At 48.6% G+C, this 23,014-nt stretch carries 16 protein-coding genes; 7 read left to right on the top strand and 9 right to left on the bottom strand.

Annotation, left to right across the window (positions count from 1 at the left end; all coding sequences use genetic code 11):
* Positions 1 to 22: 22 nt before the first annotated feature.
* On the top strand, positions 23 to 1,036 hold the full coding sequence (locus tag O3C43_16315) for an SMP-30/gluconolactonase/LRE family protein (GenBank protein MDA1068055.1): 1,014 nt from the start codon (positions 23 to 25) through the stop codon (positions 1,034 to 1,036).
* A gap of 407 nt (positions 1,037 to 1,443) precedes the next feature.
* Positions 1,444 to 4,128 carry a PEGA domain-containing protein gene (locus O3C43_16310; protein ID MDA1068054.1) on the top strand — a complete coding sequence of 895 codons (2,685 nt, stop codon included), beginning with the start codon at positions 1,444 to 1,446 and terminating at the stop codon, positions 4,126 to 4,128.
* Positions 4,129 to 4,203: 75 nt separating this feature from the next.
* Here the strand turns inward: O3C43_16310 and O3C43_16305 are convergent, their stop codons facing one another.
* Genes O3C43_16305 through O3C43_16285 form a run of 5 tightly spaced genes read right to left on the bottom strand, consistent with a single transcriptional unit; the run spans position 4,204 to position 11,424 of the window.
* Complete coding sequence (locus tag O3C43_16305) at positions 4,204 to 4,902, bottom strand: SDR family oxidoreductase (GenBank protein MDA1068053.1); 699 nt, start codon at positions 4,900 to 4,902, stop codon at positions 4,204 to 4,206.
* Entirely contained in the window at positions 4,899 to 8,117 is a 3,219-nt protein-coding gene (locus tag O3C43_16300; protein MDA1068052.1) for an efflux RND transporter permease subunit, read from the bottom strand. Before O3C43_16300 ends, O3C43_16305 begins: the two co-directional genes overlap by 4 nt.
* A 50-nt stretch (positions 8,118 to 8,167) precedes the next feature.
* A complete protein-coding gene (locus O3C43_16295) occupies positions 8,168 to 9,391 on the bottom strand; it encodes an efflux RND transporter periplasmic adaptor subunit (GenBank protein ID MDA1068051.1) in 1,224 nt (407 codons plus the stop codon).
* A 3-nt stretch (positions 9,392 to 9,394) separates the two neighbouring features.
* Complete coding sequence (locus tag O3C43_16290; GenBank protein MDA1068050.1) at positions 9,395 to 10,792, bottom strand: efflux transporter outer membrane subunit; 1,398 nt, start codon at positions 10,790 to 10,792, stop codon at positions 9,395 to 9,397.
* Positions 10,789 to 11,424, bottom strand: a complete 636-nt coding sequence (locus tag O3C43_16285; protein MDA1068049.1) for a TetR/AcrR family transcriptional regulator — start codon at positions 11,422 to 11,424, stop codon at positions 10,789 to 10,791. The genes O3C43_16290 and O3C43_16285 overlap by 4 nt, the downstream gene beginning before the upstream one ends.
* 121 nt (positions 11,425 to 11,545) lie before the next feature.
* On the opposite strand from O3C43_16285, the gene O3C43_16280 reads away from it, so the two are divergent.
* The 4 genes from O3C43_16280 to O3C43_16265 all read left to right on the top strand — a co-directional run bounded on the left by O3C43_16280 (position 11,546) and on the right by O3C43_16265 (position 16,332).
* Positions 11,546 to 11,749 carry a hypothetical protein gene (locus tag O3C43_16280; protein ID MDA1068048.1) on the top strand — a complete coding sequence of 68 codons (204 nt, stop codon included), beginning with the start codon at positions 11,546 to 11,548 and terminating at the stop codon, positions 11,747 to 11,749.
* Positions 11,750 to 11,755: 6 nt separating this feature from the next.
* Complete coding sequence (locus tag O3C43_16275) at positions 11,756 to 13,204, top strand: alkaline phosphatase D family protein (protein MDA1068047.1); 1,449 nt, start codon at positions 11,756 to 11,758, stop codon at positions 13,202 to 13,204.
* A gap of 124 nt (positions 13,205 to 13,328) precedes the next feature.
* On the top strand, positions 13,329 to 14,984 hold the full coding sequence (locus O3C43_16270; protein MDA1068046.1) for a fumarate hydratase: 1,656 nt from the start codon (positions 13,329 to 13,331) through the stop codon (positions 14,982 to 14,984).
* A 313-nt stretch (positions 14,985 to 15,297) separates the two neighbouring features.
* The gene (locus O3C43_16265; protein ID MDA1068045.1) at positions 15,298 to 16,332 is read left to right on the top strand and encodes an aldo/keto reductase; all 1,035 of its coding nucleotides are present in this window, start codon (positions 15,298 to 15,300) and stop codon (positions 16,330 to 16,332) included.
* Between the two features lie 25 nt (positions 16,333 to 16,357).
* On the opposite strand, the gene O3C43_16260 is transcribed toward O3C43_16265, so the two are convergent.
* Positions 16,358 to 17,935: an aldehyde dehydrogenase (NADP(+)) gene (locus tag O3C43_16260; GenBank protein ID MDA1068044.1), complete on the bottom strand. Its 1,578-nt coding sequence runs from the start codon at positions 17,933 to 17,935 to the stop codon at positions 16,358 to 16,360.
* A gap of 323 nt (positions 17,936 to 18,258) precedes the next feature.
* On the opposite strand from O3C43_16260, the gene O3C43_16255 reads away from it, so the two are divergent.
* Positions 18,259 to 19,683: a DUF4338 domain-containing protein gene (locus O3C43_16255; protein MDA1068043.1), complete on the top strand. Its 1,425-nt coding sequence runs from the start codon at positions 18,259 to 18,261 to the stop codon at positions 19,681 to 19,683.
* A 26-nt stretch (positions 19,684 to 19,709) separates the two neighbouring features.
* On the opposite strand, the gene O3C43_16250 is transcribed toward O3C43_16255, so the two are convergent.
* From O3C43_16250 to O3C43_16240, 3 genes are all read right to left on the bottom strand, one after another.
* The gene (locus O3C43_16250) at positions 19,710 to 19,862 is read right to left on the bottom strand and encodes a hypothetical protein (GenBank protein MDA1068042.1); all 153 of its coding nucleotides are present in this window, start codon (positions 19,860 to 19,862) and stop codon (positions 19,710 to 19,712) included.
* A gap of 330 nt (positions 19,863 to 20,192) precedes the next feature.
* The gene (locus O3C43_16245) at positions 20,193 to 21,875 is read right to left on the bottom strand and encodes a sulfatase (GenBank protein MDA1068041.1); all 1,683 of its coding nucleotides are present in this window, start codon (positions 21,873 to 21,875) and stop codon (positions 20,193 to 20,195) included.
* Between the two features lie 125 nt (positions 21,876 to 22,000).
* The coding region (locus O3C43_16240; GenBank protein ID MDA1068040.1) for a TonB-dependent receptor at positions 22,001 to 23,014 on the bottom strand (1,014 nt) is incomplete at its 5' end.

The following is a 23,014-nucleotide window of genomic DNA, read 5'->3' as shown; positions in this document are numbered from 1 at the left end:
CCATAACCCCGTACGAAACAGAATGAAAAGATTCTCCGCTTTAATTACCGCATTATTGATTGGCTTTCAGGCAAGCGCCCAGGACTCCATAAACTTCCCCACCCTTGGCGAAATCAGGCAGCATCACCCGGATCTTGCAAAACTCATTGACCCCAAAACTCCGATTCAGGTTATCACTTCTGGCTATGTATGGACTGAAGGGCCGGCCTGGAACAAAGAAGGCCAATTCCTGGTATTCTCTGAAATCCCCAGTAACACGGTTTATCAATGGGTGGAAGGTAAAGGGGCCAGCAAGTGGTTTTCTCCTTCGGGCTACACCGGCGTAACCGACTATGGAACAGAACCAGGGAGCAACGGTTTGATGTTTGATCCGGAAGGAAGGCTCATTTCCTGCGAGCACGGTGATCGCAGGGTCTCCGTTATGCTCAATAACGGTGGTAAGAAAACCTTGGCAGACAATTACAATGGTAAACGGTTTAACAGCCCAAACGATGTAACCCGTGCCTCCAACGGAAATTATTATTTCACCGATCCGCCCTACGGACTCCCCGATCGTTTTACTGATCCCCGTCGAGAAATGGATTACTGTGGTGTCTATCTTCTTCGACCATCCGGCGAAGTTGTCTTGCTCACAAAAGAAATCGAACGCCCTAACGGAATAGGGTTATCGCCCGACCAAAAAACCCTTTACGTTGCACAGTCATTTGCCGACAAGCCAACTATTACTTCCTTTCCGGTGAATGCTGACGGTACAGTAGGCGAAGGTAAATTGCTCTACGATTCCACCCCTCTAATGGGGCCTGGACGCAAAGGTAATCCCGATGGACTTAAAGTAGACTCTCAGGGTAATCTGTGGGCATCCGGCCCAGGTGGTATCATGATTCTGAATGCAGAGGGAAATCTCCTCGGACATATCCTTACAGGAGAGCAAACCAGCAACTGCGCTTTTGGAGGACCGGATGGCTCGATACTTTATATAACCGCCGACACCTATGTCCTTCGCGTACAGACCAAAGTTAGCGGAATTGGATTTTAGCAGAGGTTGGGCCAACAGATAATCCTGCTTCTCCTATTTTTGAACCCACGCTTTGTTAGCTTCGGTTAAGAACGGGAGAGGATTTAGAATGATTCCTCAAAGGACTTGGTTTTCACAGTGATCGCCAGCAACTGTGAAGTCGAAGTGGCCACATATCCTGACACTGGAAAAATCCTCATTTTGCCGGAAGAAAATTTGGATATATAAGCGATACGGAATACTACGAAAACGAAGAATAAAGCCGTTTCAATTCAGGCTTCGAGCTACGCGTTCAAAAAAGAGTAAAAAGTAAATAATTCGGGGCCCGTTTCTTGTTAGGACCGAAACAGGTAAGCTATCCATATACCCGTAGTTTTTTACCACAGCATTCCTCGTTGAAAAAACTAGACATCCTTTTCCTGAGTTAAATGAGATCTTGTCACCCATATTCCATCTTACACCTTCACGCTGAAGGCGCTGTTGCAATTACTCATAAGCCCGCATCCGACGGCCAAGTGAAGCCCCATTTCTTTTACCAAAGCCCTAAAGCAACGGGTTCACTAGAAATGGCTCTCAAGCGCTTCTTCGGAGAATCAAGAAAAGATTATGTTTACATCAATCTTGTTTCAGAGGCAGCTTCACTTCAAACCTTTGCAGATTTTTCGTTGATCAAGGAGCCCGACGCATTTGCCCAGGTTTTAGAGGCAAATTCCGGTATAGCAGAAAAGGATTGCGACGTCCAATTCCTGGAATCTGATAACGCTGAGCTGTTTGAAGGCAGAAGTTCACTTCTGGCCAATTGCTCCAAAAGAAGTGATTTCCTCAGGGCACAAGCGTTAGCCAGCGAACTAGGTTTCGAAAACTTTGAGCTGTTTAATAACACTCTCTCAATTTCCGGTGCCTTGGCCGATTGGAGAAATGAATCACAAAGTCAGGATTCAGTTGCGATTCTCGAGATAGGAACGAACAGCTCAACGATAACCATTTCATCACCGGAAGGTATATTGGGTTCGAGGAAGATTCCAGTTTCGATTCAGGACATAGCTGAAAGCATCCAGAATAAATTACAGCTAAAGTTTGAAAGCGCCGCTCTACTTCTTTTCTACAATGGAATTTTCGATTTTAGCCAACACCAGGCCGGCATCGCTGAAAATTTCAGTCAGAAACTAACACCGGTGTTAAAAGAACTTGGAGCAAAATTCTCTGTCCAAATCGACCGATTGCTGATCTCCACCATTCCACCGAGCTACGGTTGGTTCAGTAAGGAAGTGTCGATCGCCCTAGGGTTGAAGGGGTTTTCATCATCTGATTTCAGTTTCTTGAAGAACCTTCCCTTGTTTGGCGATTCCGCAAACAACCCAGGCTTTATTGGACTCGCTTACTGTGCTCATTCTCAGCCAGGCAAGCAAAGCTGGATGGCACCCATGGGTATGCAGGTAGTCTCAGTTGCCTGTAAAATGAGCCAGGGGTTTACCGTTGGATTACCAGTCGAGGAAACCATCGAACCTCCAACTCAAAAGGTTAATCAACCACAGAACAGTTTAATACCTAATGAAATAGAAGATGCTTCTTCTGTTGAAGAACCTGTTCCTTTTTTTGAAGAAGGTTCCGTAAAAGAATTCCTCAATGAATCAACAGATGTTTTTGGTGAATCCGAAACTGAAGAAGTTTTCTTTGAAGAAAAAACCAAGGAAGACCCAGTCCAAGTCATCACTTTTAAGGATCAAAAAACAGAGAACCCTCAACCGATAGAGAAAAAGCAGTTTGTTTCTCAACTCCAGGAGGAGGAATCCGAGAAAAGTAAACTCGGCCCTATTTTTGGAGGAATCGCGGCCCTTATTATAGTAGGTTGCGGCGGATTATTTTATTTTCTGAATGCTCCCAAACCTATTCCAGTTCCAGTACCTAAGCCGGTAAAGGAATTAGTTAAGGTGGAGGCAACCAGTCCTTACGAAGCATTTAAAGCTGAAATAAAAACGATAAAGGAAAATCCGATTGTGGAGGTTGCCAAAATCGAAGAGCCAAAACAAATTCTCCCTCCCGTAAAGGCGAAGATCGAGAAAGCACCTGAAGTAGAATCGGTGAATCTCATTGAAATTGCGGAAGTGGAAGCACCACCTGCTGCTCCATTGGGATCTCTATTTATCGACACAACTCCTGCAGGCGCGACCGTTTGGATAAACGGTAACCATGAAGGCACTTCTCCCGTCACAGTTGATCAACTGCAATTTGGAGCCTTTTCAATCGAGTTAAAATTGGACGGTTATATTTCAAAGCTTCTGGATGTTACGGTTGAATCTACCGACAGCCAAATCGTAAAAACTGATTTGGATTTACCTGTTGGGACACTCGAAGTGAGTACCACTCCCGAAGGTGTTTCCTTTGATCTCGTTTCAGTAGAGGGCTTGGACAGAATTATATTCTCCGGTGTATCTCCAGTAACAATCCCTGACATAAAGGAAGGCGACTACGAAGTACAGTTCTCCCGCGAAGACTGGGACGACTACTCCGAATCGGTAACTGTTCAATACAACGAAACTTCCAGAGTTGATCTAGTCTATCCTGAAGGTTGGGTCATGATCACTTCCAACCCGGACAACGCATCCGTTTTTGAAAAAGGCGTTTTTCTCGGAAAGACCCCACTTCGTATCAAAGGCCTGAAGGTGGGCCAGAAAACCTTTACTGTTCGTCAATCGGGCTACGAGGACACGGAGTTGACTACGGACGTAGTAACTCAATCCGAACAACACCTGAAAGCCGAACTCTTAAATTGGGATCGCGAAGTAAATCATAAAGATTTGGACCACATTCCGGTCCAAACCAAAGGTGGCTTAAGCTCACTCAACCGTTTGGTTGGAAACTCTTCTCACCGATTCCTTGTAGAATTTGTTATCAATGCAGAAGGAAAACCTGAGAAAATTGAAGTCCTGGAGACTACCTACCTCCGTGCGCATGATCGCTTGATAAATGATATATCTGATTGGGAGTTCGAACCTGGTATCAGGAAAGAACATCCAGTAAAAACCCGTGTGCGAATTCCTGTGATTCTCGGTGACGTCGCAAAACTGCCACCAGTCGTTGAACTGGCTCGGGCAGAAGAAATCGAGGAATAATATTTCTAGTTAAAAGCACAAAGCGGTTCTATAAATGCCTGTTCGGTTCGCCGAGCAGGTGTTTTTTTTAAAAAGCTACCACTCAACAGACTTTCTATTCTGAAGAAACTGGCCTGTGATTTCCGCAGCCGCTTCACCTGCCAACCAAACAATGGTATCGGCTCCTTCTTCGAGTGTTCCGGGTGCATTTGCACCGCCTATGCCTGTCTTTATCCATCCAGGGCTTATGCAGTTAACCTTGATATTTTCAGAGGCCAGTTCACTTGCCAGAATTCGAGTCACTGCATTCAGTGCAGTTTTCGAGATACTATAGGCGGGTGGCGACCATGTGCCCATGCCCTTCAGTTGTCCCGATAGACTCGATACATTGATAACCCGGGCATCCGGACTCCTCCTGAGCAGTGGAAGAAAAGCCCGTGTAACTCTCAATGGTCCCAACGAATTCGTGTTCCACGTTTGATTCAACTCATCCTCTGTTACAGTGAGAATAGATTCTGGCCGATCTATGAGAATGCCAGCGTTGTTTACCAATACATCCAAACTATCAAATTGCTCAGAAACAGTTTCAGCGCACCCATCAACAGAATCCTGGCTCGAGACATCTAACTCAAAAACGGTCACATTCGATGACAGCTTTCCGAGTGATTGGGCTGCCTCCTCCCCTAGCCTACGATTTCGACAAGCCAAAATAACATGAAAGTTTCGTTTCAAAAACTGATTCACGACTTCCAAACCGATGCCGCGGTTTGCTCCTGTTACGAGTGCTCGTTTCATCGTTCTCCGGGAATTGAGTAACTGCTGCTCACCGACTTTTTCTTGGGAAAGTATAAATTTAACAACCAACGGAAACACGCAGTCCCGACGCGCATAACATCCTCCAGGATCAGATATAAGGCAGGAACCAGTAACAGCGTGATAAAGGTGGCGAACAACACACCGAACGATAAGGAAGTTGCCATTGGAATAAGAAACTGGGCTTGAAGACTGCTTTCCAAAAGAATGGGAACAAGACCCACAAAGGTGGTTAACGAAGTTAATAATATAGGACGGAACCGAGCGATACCTCCCTGGTGCACGGCTTGCTTGAGCGGCACTCCCTGCGCTCTTAATTTATTGATGTAATCTACTAGTACCAAGGAGTCATTTACGACGACACCAGATAGGGCAATGATGCCCAGCATAGATAATGTACTCAGGTCTTGTGGGGTCCCAAAATTTTGAAAGTTAATCAGGTGACCAAATATCGCACCTGCAATTCCGAAGGGAATGGCGGAGATAACCAATATGGGCTGAACATAACTTTTAAACGGAATAGCCAGAAGCGTATAAATAATTACTATGACAAAGAAACCACCCAACAACAAGACAGGCATCAATTCTTCAAAGTCTTTAGCCTCTCCGTCTTTGATGGATCTAACCCCCGGATAATTCGCCAAGACCTCCTCCAATATCGAGGGTTGTACCTCCTGACCAAACATTTCATACATTCGCTTCATATTTTGATTCATCGGATAAATGACTTTATTAATTTCAGTCGGATTTGCCACATCCTTGTCCGCATCCGCTTGCACGTTGATCACCCGTTGACGATCGATCCGGGCGATACCTGGATAGCCATGTCCAAATTCAATATCAGCCACTTCATTCATCGGCACTGATTGTCCTGAAGGGGTACGAATATACATCCTTTCAAGATTCCCGATAGATTCTCTTTCAGACTTCGGGTAACGAACCATGATTCTTACGTCATCCTGATCGCGTTGAATCCGTTGCGCTTCTCCACCATAAAAAGCCTGTCTGACCTGCCGCGCCAAATCTGAAGCGTTCAATCCAAGCCCACGCGCAGAATCCTTGAGCTTAATTTTTATTTCCTGCTTTCCCTCCGAATAGGTGTCACGGATGTCATTTAATCCTTCGAACACTTGTAACCTCTTTTGAATTTCCAGAGAGGCTTGCTTGAGTTGATTAAAATCCGGTCCGGTCAATCGGATATCTACCGGAAGCCCCACCGGACCTGCGGCACCCGCGTTCATGGTTAGTCGACTGGCACCTGGAATCTGACCAACCAATTTTCTCCATTGATCGGCTACTTCAAAAGCATTGGAATCCCTCACTCCATCTTTGGCTAATTCAACAACAATGGAGCCGATGTTACTTCCCACCACGGTACTCTCAGGATTGGGGCCACCGGTCATGGTGGAGTAACCTACTGCCACCATGTAATGAGCAACTGGATCGTGTTCGCCGTTTGATTTCGCTTCTTCCCGTACTTGATCCAGTCCGGCAACCAGTTTTTCCATCGCACGTCCTGTATCTTCTGAAGAAGTCCCTTCGGGCATTTCAAGCTGAACCAAAATGAAATCGCTGGGAACATTTGGAAACTGTACGAAACGTATCCATCCACCCGCCACAATTCCCCAGCTCACAATCAATATGGCAATGAAAGCTCCCAGAGTCGCGTAGCGCCAGTTTATCGCAACCTCAACAAACGGGTCATATACGTTGCGAATAAAAGCTTCCAAACTGTCCGAGATTTTCCGTTGAAATCTTGAAAACAAATTCAATTCATCACGATTACGTTTACTACCAACGTTGCAAAGTGAAAGGTGGTAAGGCAGGACTAATTTACTTTGAACCAATGAAAAAAGCAGGGTCGGTATTACCACAAGCGGAATGGAAACAAAGAATTTCCCCATCAAGCCCGGAAGAAAGAAAATAGGACAGAACGCGACGATGGTGGTCAGCACCGCAAAAGTTACCGGAGTCGAAACTAAATGAGTCCCTCGAATAGCAGATTCTACCCCGGAGCCATTTCTTTGAAATTCAGAGAAAACACTTTCTCCAACCACAATCGCATCGTCGACTACAATTCCCAGCACCAGAATAAATGCGAACAACGAGATCAGGTTTATCGAAAGCCCAAAAACAGGACCTACCAGAAAGGTGGCCAAAAAACTAACCGGAATTCCGGCGGCGACGAAGAAAGCTAGAGAAGGACGTAGAAAAAGTGACAAGGAGATAAGCACGAGTACAAATCCGATAGCACCATTCTCCAATAATAGGTTCAGACGATCCTCCAGATAAAATGCAGAATCACCCCAAGCCATTAGCTCTATGCCGTCGGGAAGCCATGTTTCCTTGGATTCCTCAACATACTTATAAATTTGAGCGGATATGTTGAGAGGACTTTCACGGCCCACTTCCCGAACCAGAACGAGGGCAGCAGCCTTTCCATTGAAACTGGAGAAAATGGTAACGTCTTCAAACCCATCCTCAATCTCAGCAACGTCTGATAAACGTACCTGAGTTCCGTCCGGGCGACTGATTAAAACCAACTCTTCAAATTCATTACCGCGGTAGGCTTGCTCCTTGGTTCTGAGCAATATCTCACCACCAGTTGAACGAATCTGACCGGCCGGAAGATCCAATGAATTCCCCTGAACGACCTGCATGACCTGGTCAAAAGTTAAACCGTATTGCCGAAGTTTATTTTCCGATACGTTAATTGAAATTTCATAGTCACGAACACCACGGGTAAACGCCTGACTCACTCCAGGAAGTTCTACTACATCGTCCCTAACCTTTTTAGCCAAATGCTTGAGCGTTAATTCATCGGTATCGCCAGAGATCGCTATCCATATCGTGTCACGTTGGATCAAAAATTCATCAATAATGGGACGTTCTGTGTTTGCCGGGAAAGTAGTAATGGCATCGACCCTGGTTTTGACATCTTCCTTCACTTTTCGAAGATCATAGCCTTTGTCTACCACAACACTGACAGCACCATATCCTTCGGAGGCTGAAGAACGAAGTTCCTTAATTCCCTCAAGCCCTTGAAGAGCCTCCTCAATCCGGATATTGACTGCCTCTTCCACTTCCTCCGGAGATGCCCCAAGATAAGGAACCCGTACCACAATGGTATCTAACGAAAACTGTGGAAATAATTCCATCTTGATTGAGAAGAGGGAAACAGCCCCTCCCACAACCATGATTAGCATAGTCAAGTTCGCCGCGACTCCGTTCTTAGTAAACCAAGCTATCATAGCTCACTCCCCATCTGCTTGGCGGAATTTTCTTCATGAACTTCGACTTCCATGCCATCGATTACGATGCCAAGCTGCGTAATACAAAGCCGATCTCCGTTTTTCAATCCTGTGGTAATATAGGCTTCATTGACTTCCGCCTTCGCGACCTCAACCGGTGTAATTTTCAACTGATCGTTTTCGTCAATTATCCAAACCAGATTTCCTGGTTTTAAAGCTGAACGCGGGATAACGAATCCCGGGCCAAGGTCTTTCCCCGAAATTTTTGCTGAGACAAATTGCCCGACATTCAAGGGAGGCCTGTCCGGATTAATAGATTGTCCATACGGGTCCTCAACGCGAGCAACGAGGTAAATCTGTCGGGTCGAGATATCGATGACACCTTCCAGACGATCAATGACCCCCATCCAATTCCACGATTTATTCCCGAATTGAGAGGAAAGAAATACATTCGAATCAGTAGAAGTTGATCGTCCATCCTGAGACACCTCGGGCAAATCTATAAATGCCACATCCTCTGACGAAATGGGCAAACGTACCTCTGCAACATCGACTGCGAATATCCGGGCCAATTGGGTCGTACGAGCATTCACCGTCTGACCAACATCCACAAATTTTGTGTGAACCCGACCATCATACGGAGCTCGAACAGTGGTCTTCGATAGATTCCGTTCCGCAACGATTACTCCAGCTTCCGCACTCTCGATATCAGAGGCAGCTTTTTCGAGTTGAGGCTTCCTCAAGACAAGGTCATTGGGTTGACCCCGTCCCAATTCTTTCCAATCCAACTGGGCCTGTTCACTGAGGCTTTCTTCTTGAGCATACGCCAGCCTGGCGGTGGCACGCATACTTTTAGCATTAGCCAAAGCAGCGGTGTACTCCACCTTATCCATTTCTATAAGAACGTCCCCTTTTTTGAAAAAGCTGCCGGCAAATAACTTGGGAGATACATATTCAATTACCCCCGAAACTTCTGCAGTCAGGACCGTTTCGGTTCGCGGTTGAATCGTGCCCTGGGATTCGATGGTCAAGGATAGTGGTTCGACCTGGAGAGTCATAACCTCTACCCCGGGAAGCATTCTGACCAATTCTTTTTTCTCCGGTTCAGGCTTCAGTACGATCAGGATAACCGTAAAAGCAGTCGCTCCTAAAACGAACACGATCGGTAACAAGATTTTCAAGAGGATATTTCCTCGTTCTGATTTTAAGTGAGAATCCATAATTTATTCCTCGTCTAAATTAAATCCACCACCCAGAGCGATATAGAGATCGATCCGGTTTTGTAATACACGATTGATAGCAGTAATACTTTGACTCCGTGTGTCGAAAGATCGCCGTTCGGCATCGAGCACTGCGGAAATATCCAGCAACCCCCGTCCGTATAAAACCCAGGCTTGTTCAAGCGCCTTGGAACTTTGTTTAGCAGCGAGATTCAGGTCGTCTACCAATTGAACCAGGTACGTCTGATTCGCCAATGCGGTTTCCACTTCGCGAAACGCATTTAGAATAGCGGACTCATAATTGGCCACCTGCTCATTGAATTGCGCTTCGGCTTGACGGCGTTGTGCCCCAAGCCGCCCGGCCATAAAAACGGGGGCCGTTATATTTCCTGCTAAATTCCAAACCCCAGAATCAGAATCCAAAAGATTGCCCAGCTCATTGGAAGCCTGTCCCAAACTGCCGGTTAGCGAAATGTCTGGAAGCCGGTTTTTTTTCTCTGCATTAAAATTTGCCCCCGAGGCAGCAAGACGTCGCTCGGCAGCACGAAGGTCCGGACGTTGTTCAAGCAACGACGCTGGCAGACCGGCAGGAATCGGTGTACTTACCGCTGGCAATTCTTTGCTCAGCTCAATCGTCCGCCCCGGATATTCTCCCACCAAGGTTTCAAGTAAGCGAATGGCCTGGTCCAGGGCACTTTCACGCTGACTTACTTGAGCTCTGACCACGCTTGCCTGCGACCTCGATAAACGTAAATCAAACGCTTGAACCAACCCGCGTTGATAACGGTCCTCCAGGATCTTTAAATTCGAATCAAAACTTTCTGCACTGCTGACCGCCAATTCCCTTTGATATAAAAGTTCCTTGGCGTTAAACCAGGCTTTACTGATTTGAGAGATAAGCGAAAGACGCAGGGCCTCCATATCGTAACCAGAAGCTTCGAACATTGCCAAGGTTGCACTATGCTGCTCACGCACTTTTCCCCAAACATCGAGCTCCCATTGAGAGGAAAGGGAAAGACTGTAGTTCGTAATAGTAAAGGAACCAAACGGATTAAATAATACCTTTTGTTTTGTCCCGGAACCACTCAGCCCCAGGCTTGGGTACTGTAACGCACCTGCAATTTGTGCATTGGCTTCTGCTTGTTGAAGTCGGTAGACCGCTGCCTGAAGCGACGGATTTTGCATCATAGCCGTTTCGACGAGACTTACCAAATTGTCGTCTTCGAAATCCCGCAACCAATCGCTGGCAAGTTTACCCTTATCAGAATCTTGGCTCCAATCACCAGGCACATTGTTTTGCAGTTCCGAATTATCGTTCTGAGAGTCAGGTGCCGTTGTAGCGCATCCGGCAACCAATGTAAGCAAGGTTATCAAAAATAAAGTACGAATGGTGGAGCTCATTTAGAAATTGGCGTACGCGCGGATTCAATACCGGCGGCGATGAATTCAATGTATTGGTCCAGTACATTGTTAAATTCGTCCTGGCTAAGTTGGTGACCAATAAATTGATCCATTCTAGGGAAATGCATCATGAATCCCACCATAGTGCATATTATGAAATGCAACTTGTTCATCACCTGACTCGGATCATGTGAAGGCAGTGCTTTTTGGAAGGCCGCAAGAAAAGTGGTAAACACTTCCTGAAAAATTTCCTCATCCAACTCACGCATAAAGTCCAGCGGTTCAGACATACAGCGAGCCATCGCCTGAACAAATCTGCGGCCTTCTTTCCCCATGAGTCTTGAGACGGCCGGTCGAACCAGAATATCCACCAGTTCATAAACCGGAACGATCCCATCTTCATGCTTGGCCTTGGCGTCCTCGAGCATACCAAGGCGCAACTCATTCAAGGGCATAATGCGAAATTTGAAGAGCTCTTTGATCAACTCCACCTTCGATCCAAAATGGTAGTTGATCGACGCTACGTTCACACCCGCTCGTTGGGTGATATTGCGAATGGATGCCCCGGCAAAACCAAATTCGGCCAATTCCGACTCGGCTGCTTCAAGGATCTTTATTTGGGTGGCATTCATTCAAACGTTTGATTTAAACGATCGTTTCAAACAATCGTTTTAAAAAATAAAAGCAACCTATTTTTCGATTTTTCTTTATCCGGGAGTGTGGATGCCTGAGAACAGAACGCCTACCCGACAAATGAACCAAGATCCATTCATGGAAGCTGCCATTGAAGAGGCCCGCAAAGGCCTGGCAGAGGGAGGAATACCCATCGGATCAGTTCTGGTTCACAAAGGAGTCGAAACCTCTGTGCTGAACAATGCCGAATGCATTGAGCTCATGACCCACTTTATTGAGAAAAATAAAAAAATGTGGTTCGAAGATATTGGAACTACCACCTAAGCTATCATGAAAATTACCAAATACTACCTTTTCCTATTTTTCATAACGCTCGAAGGCTCCTTGAGCGCAACCTACTTTGGAAATGGCCTGAAGATTGGGGAGGTCGATCAGGACTCCGCCATCATCTGGACCCGTTTAACCAGAGATGCCGAATTCAATATGCAGGGTCATATGTGGATTGAATATGAAGTTCCCACTGAAAGGACGAACAGTAGCGGAACACCCAGAATGGAACAAGCGAGTCGGATGCCGGAAGGTGCTACCCTGAATGACATGGCGTTTAGCCTTTCGGGAGTTGCGGGAGAAGTAAGACTGATCTACTGGCCTCATAACGACACAAGCAAAGTAGTTGAGAAAGACTGGATACGAGTTGACCCGAAGAAAGACCATACAACCCAAATCCAGATCAACGGGCTCAAACCCAATACCAACTACGAGGTAGTCCTGGCTTCCAGAAATCCTGAAAGGAAACTGGGCGCCTCTGTCACCGGACAATTTAAAACAGCACCCAAAGCAACCACAGCAGAAGAAGTCACATTTACGGTTGTAACCTGCCACGATTTTGGCCGTCGAGACGATTTGGCCAACGGTCACAAGATATATCCATCCATGGCCCGCGTCGTAAAACCCGACTTCATGGTACATGCAGGTGATATCGAATACTATGACAAAGCCGACCCATGGGCCAGAAGCGTTGAGCTGGCCCGACATAAATGGAACCGCATTTTCGCCCTACCCTACCAGGTCGACTTCTATCGTCAATTTGCCTCTTATTTCATAAAGGACGACCACGACACTCTCAAGAATGATGCCTGGCCCGGAGAGAATTATGGGGACTTAACCTGGGAACAAGGATTGGCCATCTACCGTGAGCAGGTTCCTATTGGGAAAAAGACGTACCGAACCATCCGCTGGGGTAAAGATCTGCAAATCTGGATGGTGGAAGGCAGGGACTTTCGCAGTCCGAACAACATAGAGGACGGACCAGGTAAAACGATCTGGGGTGAGGAACAAAAAGCCTGGTTTTTCAAATCGTTCGCCGAATCGGATGCCAGTTTCAAGGTTCTGATTAGCCCAACACCGATTGTTGGTCCTGATAGAGGGAGCAAGAACGATAACCACGCCAACGAAGGATTTACCTGGGAAGGAAATCAAATCCGTGAATTTATGGGTAAACAAAAGAACGCATTTGTTCTTTGCGGCGACCGCCACTGGCAATACGCATCTGTTGATAAAAAGACGGGAACGCGCGAATATTCAGCCGGAGCAGGATCGAACATGCATGCAGGCGGATACAAGATGGAGAATCGTGAAGACGCCCATAAATACCTGCAAATTAAAGGAGGGTTTCTCGGTGTTAATGTAAAACGCAGTAAAGGCATTCCCCACATTTCACTGACCCACTACGACGTTGATGGTAATATCCAAAACAATGAAATATTCGCATCAGAGTAAGCACAGATTAGTCGACACGTTTGAACTGTGAAACACTTCTACGTCAGAATCGATAGAGAGGTTTGACGCAAAGGGTTTCGTCAGTGATTGTTTTCCGTAAATAAACCAACCTAGTTAAAAAGGCATGCCCACTCCCGAATTCCACTACCAGGATCCTTTTCCTCTCGGAAAAGATGAAACAGAATACGCGCTTTTGAGCTCCGAGTATGTCGAAGAAAGTGAATTTGATGGAAAGCCCATCCTGAAAGTAAACCCGGAGGCCCTGACGTTGATCGCTCAAGCGGGAATGCGCGATATCGCTTTTTTTCTGCGGGCAGAACATTTGGAATTGGTCTCGGCGATCCTTGAGGACCCCGAAGCGTCAGACAACGATCGCAACGTGGCCATGACCCTTTTGAAGAACGCTGAAGTTTCCTCGCACGGCATTCTTCCGTTCTGCCAGGACACAGGTACGGCCATCATCATGGGCAAAAAGGGCCAACAAATCTGGACCGGGGTAAACGACGAGGAATACCTCTCCAGAGGCGTCTACAACACCTACATAAAAGAGAATCTTCGCTATTCCCAAAATGCGCCCCTCACTATGTATGAGGAGAAAAATACCGGCACCAATTTACCTGCCCAGGTCGACCTCTACGCCACCGAGGGGATGGAATATAAATTCCTTTTCGTCGCCAAAGGAGGAGGATCGGCAAACAAGACCTTTTTCTTTCAAAAGACCCGGGCCGTTCTAAAACCGGTTGCCTTGGAAAAATTTCTGCTTGAGCAAATGGGGACTCTGGGAACAGCCGCTTGCCCACCCTACCATGTTGCCTTTGTCATCGGCGGAACCAGCGCGGAGGCCAACCTCAAACACGTGAAACTTGCTTCGACCAAATATTATGACGAGTTGCCCATCACGGGTAACGAACATGGCCGGGCCTTTCGCGACCTTGAGATGGAAAACGCTTTGTTAAAAGACTCACGCAAACTCGGCTATGGCGCACAATTTGGTGGAAAGTATTTTGCTTTGGATGTGCGCGTGATCCGTCTTCCACGTCATGGAGCCTCCTGCCCTATTGGCATGGGCGTCTCTTGCTCGGCAGACAGAAACATGAAAGGAAAGATCAACAAGGATGGCATCTGGCTCGAAAAGCTCGAAACCAATCCGGGTCGATTCATCCCCGATCATCTGCGTGAAACCGACTACAAAGGAGTGGTAAACGTGGACCTCAATCGTCCGATGAAAGAGATCCTCGCGCAACTCAGCTCTTTGAAAATTGAAACCCAGTTGAGCCTCACTGGAACCATTATTGTCGCTCGTGATATCGCCCACGCAAAGTTACTGGAGAGACTGGAAACTGAAGGCGATCTTCCGGAGTATTTTAAGAATCATGCGGTTTACTACGCAGGTCCAGCCAAGACACCCGAAGGTATGCCATCGGGATCGTTCGGTCCAACGACTGCCGGACGAATGGACAGTTACGTCGAACCCTTTCAGGCAAAAGGCGGATCGATGATCATGCTGGCGAAAGGTAATCGCAGCCAGCAAGTCACCGACGCCTGTCAAAAATATGGAGGATTTTACCTGGGATCGATCGGCGGTCCCGCAGCCATCCTTGCCCAGGATAATATCAAGAAAGTCGAACTTCTAGAATATCCGGAGCTGGGCATGGAAGCCATCTACAAAATCGATGTGGCGAATTTCCCGGCCTTCATTCTTGTCGACGACAAAGGCAACGACTTCTTCCAGGGAATTCGTAAGACTTGTGAAGCCTGCGTGGCAGCGGTTGGTGTGTAGGGGGAAATTTATTGGTGTCAGGTTTCGGGTGTCAGGCTTGAATGTCACCTGTCCTCTTACTCCTACTCTTACTCCTACTCTTACTCTTACTCTTACTCGTCCTCCTACTTTTCTCCACGCAGAAAAGTGCATAACACCAAAGGCATCCTTGCTTTCATTTCCCCAATTAGCTGAAATTGAGGAGGAAGACGAGTAAGAGGAAGATTCTATGTGGGAATGATACGCCCGCGATAAAGCCCGACCTTTATAGTTTTCCTCGACCCACAACAGGTATTCTTTCAGATTAATAAAACCTCATTAACAACCCCAAAATATGGAATATAGAAATCTCGGTCGCTCAGGCTTGAAAGTCTCAGAAATCTGTCTCGGTACCATGACCTTTGGTCTTTACACGGACGAGGCAGAAGCAGATCGAATGCTCGGACTATCCATTGAAGCCGGGGTCAATTTCATCGACACAGCCAATGCCTACATAGGAGGAAAGTCCGAAACAATCCTGGGTAACATACTAGGTGCTAGAAGAGATGATCTCATTCTTGCTACCAAGTTTTTCAACCCCATGGGTCCGGGACCGAATGATTCAGGCTGGTCGCGTTCGCATGTGATGAATTCGGTCGAAGCCAGTTTGAAGCGACTGAAAACGGATTACATCGATATTTTCTATATCCACCATGTCGACGTGCAGACACCGATCGAGGAAACATTGCGGGTACTCAACGATTTGGTTTCTCAAGGCAAGATCCGCTATCTTGCCTGCAGCAATTTCGAGGCCTGGCGTTTGATGGATGCCTTGTGGATCAGCGATCATCATGACTGGTCTCGCATCGAGTGCTACCAGCCTCAATACAGTTTACTCGTCCGCGATATTGAGGATGAGCTTATTCCTCTTTGCCAATACAAGGGTGTGGGCACCATTGTTTGGGCGCCTCTGGCCGGCGGCTTCCTGACGGGGAAATACAAACCAGGCGAAAAGCGTAATCTCGAAGGTACACGTTCCGCAGACGGGTGGTGTTTCCCGGATCCGTTTTATGCCCCAAATACCGAAGAGATTCTAACGACCCTGCTCGCAGTGTCTAGTGAGTTGGGACGTAGCCCGGCTCAGGTCGCGCTACGCTGGGTGATTGATCAACCTGGTATCACCTCAGCCATTGTCGGTGCGCGAAACTGCGAGCAGTTGAAAGACAACCTTCTTGCAGGATCATGGAACCTGGATGAAGCCTCCGGGCAAAAACTGACCGAGGTTTCCAATCCTCGGGCACGCTATCCAAAATCGATGGAGAGCGCCATGTTTGACCGACGAAACGATGCGGTAAAGATGCCAGTCCTGGAAGATCCCGCTTCCGAGTGAAGTCGGCAATCTGTTTAAAAATGCTTCAGCGACTATACTCGCCATTCACCATGCGCCAAATCCCTAAAGGATTTCCGTCCTTGAGTTCATCGGGTAACAGCGATTGGGGACTACCTTGGTAAGCCATGAGGCGAATGAAGCGCTCAATGGCATAAGTGCCGACGGAAGTGCTCTTTCCGTCAGAAGTAGCCGGGAACGGTCCACCGTGCACCATGGATGGGCATACTTCCACGCCGGTTGGAAAGCCGTTGTAAACGATTCGCCCAACTTTTCTTTCCAGAATTGAGATCAAATCCGCGTACTCCAGGAAATCCTCATCCGTGCCGTGGATGGTTGCAGTTAGCTGACCGTCCAGCTCTTCAGCAACGGCCATTAAATCCTGCTTTGTTTTCCATCGAACCAAAGTCGTTTCGGGGCCAAAGATCTCCTCACTAAGCGATTCATCTTCGAGAAATGTATCTGCACTTACTTCGAAAACAGCGGCAACTCCGGGACAACCCGAACCATTGTCATCGTTGATCACCAGCGTTTTCACTTTCTGGTTTTCACATCTGGCAGCTACACCACTGGTGTAGGCACTGTGAATACTGGGATTGAGCATGGTTGCGGAAGGTGCCCTGGCCATTCCCTCAACTAAAGCCCCGACAACAGCATCACCAGAATCAGATGCTTCAACCAGGGCCACACCCGGGTTGGTGCAAAACTGCCCAACTCCCATGGTGACGGATGCCAGTAACCCTGCACCCAATCCCGCCGGATTTTTAGCAGCCGCACCTGGTAAAATAAACAAGGGATTCACACTACCCATTTCCGCAAAAACGGGAATGGGTTGAGGTCGCTGGGATGCAAGTTTCATAAGAGCCAATCCTCCGGCCGTTGAACCGGTAAATCCCACTGCCTGAATAGATGGATGAGTAACCAGCGCTGAACCGACGACACGGCCGCTTCCGTGCAATAAGCTGAATGTGCCTTCGGGCATTCCTGTTTCTCTGATAGCCGCCAGGATGGCTTGCGCGACCAGCTCGGAAGTTCCCGGATGAGAAGAATGAGCCTTAACAATGACGGGGCAACCGGAAGCCAAGGCAGAAGCGGTATCCCCTCCTGCGACCGAAAATGCCAAAGGGAAATTACTTGCTGCAAAAACAGCCACCGGACCGATCGGACGTTTCATGGAACGGATATCAGGCTTTGGAATCGGCTGACGATCAGGTAGAGCGGTATCGATACGGGCTTCTACCCAGGAACCTTCTTCAGCCACGGAAGCAAACAAACGAAGCTGTCCGGTTGTCCGCCCTGTTTCTCCTTTGATACGACCTTCCGGTAAACCCGTTTCGGCCATCGCACGTTGCGTCAGCGTGTCGCCAAGAGCTTCGATCTGATCAGCAATTTCCCTGAGAAAAGCAGCCCTTTCGGCACCAGACTTTCTGCTAAACGAAAGGAAAGCTCTTTGGGCAAGATCAGCCGCACGATTCGTTTCATCAGCTGTGGCTGCGTAAAAGGAAGGTTCAACACTCAGAGCCGTTGAAGGGTCGATCGCCTTGAATGACGAGTCTCCCTGGGAGCCTGTTGATGAACCAATGAGAGATAATCCGTTTATTTGCATAATAAGTGATTAAGATGATTAAAAATTAAAAGACAACCGGTACTCCAGAATCCGCGTCGGTGATTCCGGATTTAGAGAATTCGAACACACTTTTTCAACAGATCTTTCTCCCAAGCTCAAAACGAGCGTTAATTGAAACTCTTGGATTTTCATCGTCAGAAAAGCTGTGCATGATTTAGCTTCGATCAGTCTCGATCAAGTACTTTCACCCAACGGACAACCAATCGTCACGGTATAATTATTTAGAGCGTATAATGCGTATGGTTACAGGGATTGATAAATAAACTTGCCCTCGGGGCTCATTTCAGTCGTGATACGCTGGGATGAATTCGAAAAACCAAACACCCAACACGGCTTTCACCTCAGATCCGCCTGTGTTTCTATTGAAAGAGTTAACGGTTCGCGTTCTCGAAGCCCACGAGTATGAACGAGCGGGAGAGCTGCTGGACAAGCAGCACTATCTGGGGGATTTGCGCACAGGCCGCGCACTGCTTCAGGCTGTGGAATACCAGGGGCGTTGGGTGGCCTTGCTGGACTGGGGAAGCGCCGCGTTGAAGCTGGCCGACCGGGAGCAATGGATTGGCTGGACCTCCCAGCAGCGCGCCGAGCGCCTCAACCTGGTGGCGATGAACCGCCGCTTTCTGGTGCTGGGCGAAACGCGCATGCCCAACCTCGCCTCGCGCTCTCTGGCCTTGGCCGTGCGCGCCTTGCCCGGGCACTGGAAGTTGAAGTATGGATACAGTCCCGTTCTGGCTGAAACGTTCTCGGATATAGAGCAATTCGAAGGCACTTGCTACAAAGCCGCCGGGTGGCGGCCGTGCGGCCTGACCCAGGGATTCCGCCGCCACCGGATGGACTACTACCAGGAGCACGGCAGGCCGAAGAAGCTTTGGCTGAAGCCTCTCAATCGCAATGCCCGCCGCATCCTTACGGGCATGGACATGCCGCCGGCCTACCGCAAGGCCCTCAATGTGCACAGTCCGGAGCGGGACCTGCCCCTGAAGAAAGGCCAGCTCGAATCCTTGCAAGACTATCTCGCAGAACACTTCGAGGATCCCCGCAGGAGCAATCGGACGTTCCGGGCCTCGTCCTTGCTGAGCATCGTGGCGATGGCGCTGTTCGCCGGACGCGACAACCTTGCGGCGATCCAGCGCTACGGGCAGTTCCTGACCCAAAGCCAGCGCGAGTGGCTGAGTTTCCCCAGGAAGAAAGACGCGAAAACACGCAAAGCCCCCAGCTACACCGCATTGCGCAATCTATTGATTCAGATCGATCCGCAGCAATTCGCCGGCTGCCTCAACGGATGGTTGCAAGCGAATCTGGGAACGCTGCCGCGCGCGCTGGCCATCGACGGAAAGTGGATACGCGACCGCGCGCTGAGCCTGTGCCTGAGCGATCACGAGACCGGAGCCCCCGTCGCCGTGGATTTTGCCGCCAACAAGCCCAAAAGCGAAGAGCATAAACGGGAGGGCGAGCAAACAGTCGCATTGCGCCTCTACGAAAGCTGCAACCTCGAAAACGCGACCATCACCGGTGACGCGCTCAACAACAACAAGGGCCAGGCCGCTGCGATTCTCAAGGCGCGGGGCGACTACTTTTTCCAACTCAAGGACGAGAATCGCCATGCCCATAAAGCCGCTTCTAAACTGGCCCAAACCACCCCTTTTTTACCCATATCGAAGAACCCGACGCCAGTCACGGACGACTCGACCAACGGGCAATCGCGGTCTATCCCTTCGAGCCGCTAGAGGCGGGATTGCCGGGAGCGCGAAGCCTAACGGTCATCCGGCGCACCAGCGGCTTCGAGCAAAGCGAAGAGCCCAGCGTCTCCTTTTACCTCTCCAGCCATCCTTGCCAAAAAGGCTGCGCACAGCGATTCGCCGAATTCGCCCGAGGACACTGGGGAGGATGCGAGAGCCGCAATCATTGGGTGCGCGACGCCTGTATGCGCGAAGATCGTACCCGATCAAAAAACTTCAACCTCAATTGCAGTCTCGCGGCCCTGCGCGTCTGCCTCATTTCGCTAAAGGCAAGATTCTATCCGGATGCTTCCTGGCCGTGCATGCAGGAAAAATCCCAGCATGATTTAGGCATCCCATTCCAAATGCTCGTCAATCACCGTGCCAAATAAAAATACCGTGGTCACCATTGGGATTCCGTCGTTTTCAACTTGTGGCTTGAGTAAAAGTTGTGATTTTTGCATTTGAAATACCCGCCTGCTTGCGGCGGGGATGTTTATTAAATATGACTGTGAACCTTACCAAACTTGATTGCGGCGTTCAACGAGTTCCGGATAAAGGTCGTCCAGGTCGCCAACTTCTTCCTTTATTGCTGAGAGTTGTTTTTTCAGGTCTGCAACGACGGCAGAGTAGGTGGGATCCTCATACACGTTTTGCTGCTCGTAAGGATCTTTTTCGATGTCGTACAGCTCGAGCCGTGCGGGAGTTGATTCCGGTCTGGTGACTCCCCACGAAGAGACTTGGTGCAAATTGGCTTCGGTTGAATCCGAGACCGCATTCTCTGGCCAGAATTTGTCCATACGTGGATGAAGTGCCAGGCCGTAATAGAAGATTAGTTTATAGCGTTGAGTGCGGATAGCATAGTGCGCTGGGACATCGTGGTGGGCGCGGTGCATCCAATATCGATAGTAGGTGGATTGGCGCCAATCTTTTGGCGTGTCTCCCGCGAGGTTTTTACGGAAAGACCGACCTTGCATTTCCTTGGGAGCTTTTGCGCCAGCGAAGTCTAAAAGGGTGGGGGCGAAATCTACGTTGTTGATAATATCCTTGTTGATGCTGTTTGGTTCAATTTCCTTTGGGTATCGGGCGATGAACGGCATCCGCATCGACTCCTCGAACGCCCAACGTTTATCGACGCGATCATGTTCGCCAAGCATCATGCCTTGGTCGCCGGTATAAATGATAAGCGTGTCGTCCTCAATGCCTTGCTCCTTGAGAGTGGCTAACACACGGCCCACGTTTTCATCCACTCCCGCCACGCACCGTAAATAGTCTTTGAGGTAACGTTGGTAGGCTGCGCGGGTTTGTTCTTTTTCATCCATAACGGTAACGTCGAGCGGACCACCCGGCCAGAAGTCGTTTTGCATGCAGGCGACCCGGCTGCGAATTTTATTAGTCGGCCCTACGGTACTGCCGTAATCGCGTGAACCGTCTGACCGGTCGCTATTATCTTCAAACAGGCTGTGTGGTTCGGGAATCTCAACATGGGCATACAATTCTTTGAATCGCGGAGCGTATTCCCAAAGTCCGTGTGGGGCTTTGAAATGGCACATGAGAAAAAATGGTTTGCCGGTGTCGCGTTGTTCTTTCAGCCATTTGATCGTTTCGTTGCCGATAACATCGCTTGAGTGACCCTCGTAAGCTTCTCCACCTTCGTTGTGGTCCTTCCAGGGTTTCCCTTTCTCCTTGAGCAAAGGGTTAAAATACAGCACTTGGCCTGGTAACACCTTATAGTAGTCGAAACCCATCGGCTCGGAGTGGAGATGCCATTTGCCAATGATCGCGGTTTCATAACCTGCCTTTTGAAGCTCTACCGCCATGTTTGGTTGATGATCCCGGTCCCAGGTGTCTTCGAGTGTCATCAGCCCGTTCACATGGCTGTACTGGCCACTGAGAATCGAGGCCCGGCTTGGAGTGCAAATGGAGTTGGTGCAATAAACGTTTTTAAGCAGCGCACCTTCGCTAGACAGTCGATCGATATTGGGTGTTGGGCAAAATTCTTTGAGGTGGCTGCCGTAGCTTCCGATAGCCTGCCAGGTGTGATCATCGGCCATTATAAACAGAATGTTTGGCTTTCCTCGGGATGGTTCTGGGGAATTGGACTGTGTTTCCTTTGAGCCTTGTCCGCAGCCAACTAATACCAGGGTAGAGAAGAGTATGAGGCTGAGAGAAATGATGCGATTCCAATTAATCTTAGTCATAGGAGGTCAGTGTAGTAAAGTTCCGACGGCTTATGAATGGATAGATTTAACAGAGAGATGGAAACAACAAACCCTCTCCGGAATCAACCGAAGAGGGTTTGCCTGAACTACAAACTACAATAGAACTACAAATCAAAAGAGGCTGATAAAAGAATCGTGCGGGCTTCGTTGGTTGCTGCACGAGACCGAACGTAAAATTCGTCGGTTGCGTTGTCGATATTGATTCCGAACGTGACGGGCTGGTCTCCGATCATGGTTGGGTAACGCGCAAACAAATTGATTTCCATGTAACCGTCTTCAGTTACAAATCTGTTTACGATATTGCCAAATTGCTGGATTGGTCCATCTGCGTAGACTAAACCACCGCCGAACCGGAGCCCTTCTGCCGGGCCTTCATCCACTGTGTAGTTGGTGAAGAGCGTAAAGCGGTGCGGCGTTGCGCCTTCTAAAGGAAGACCTGTGGCGACTTCGCCTACGACTTTCGCATCAATCCAGCTATAGGCGGCTACGATGTTCCAATTTTCCGTTGGATTGTAGAATAACTCGAACTCGATTCCTTCACTCTCGTCACTGGTCACGGATTGATCCGACATAAAGGTAACGGGATTGAAGTCGTTTCGAACCACGTTGTCTTTCTTGATGTTAAACGCCGCTACCGACCCGCTGAGCTTTCCGTCGAAAAGATCGATAAACTTGAACCCGATTTCGATGGCTTCACTGGATTGTGGTCCAATAAATTCGCCTGTATCGGGATCCGTTGCGTTTTGTGGTTCGAAAGCATCGGCCACATTGGCGAAGAAACTTACATTGGGATTGATCCGGTAGACACCGCCCAATTGGAAATTTGTGTCTCCATCATCGATTGGCGTACCCTGTGGTGCGCCACCCAATGCGATCGAGCGTTGATTGATGTCAATTTTGCGAAGGCCGGCCAGGATATTGAGACGGTCTTCCATAAAGAACATATTGTCTGTGACGTAGAAGGTATCGATGTCTTGGAAGCTGCGATCACTGTTGTTGCCGCGCACGCCAAATGCCCTTAATTCCGCAGGGCTGGGGACATCATCTTGCCAGATTGGCACGCCGTTGAGAATATCTTCTTGGAATAGAAAATCGCGGAAGACTTTACCGGTTGCTGC

It is taken from the genome of Verrucomicrobiota bacterium (assembly GCA_027622555.1).
In the GTDB taxonomy this organism is placed as follows: domain Bacteria; phylum Verrucomicrobiota; class Verrucomicrobiia; order Opitutales; family UBA2995; genus UBA2995.
Note: the sequence above shows the minus strand (reverse complement) of the source record. Positions and strands in the feature narration are given on the sequence as shown.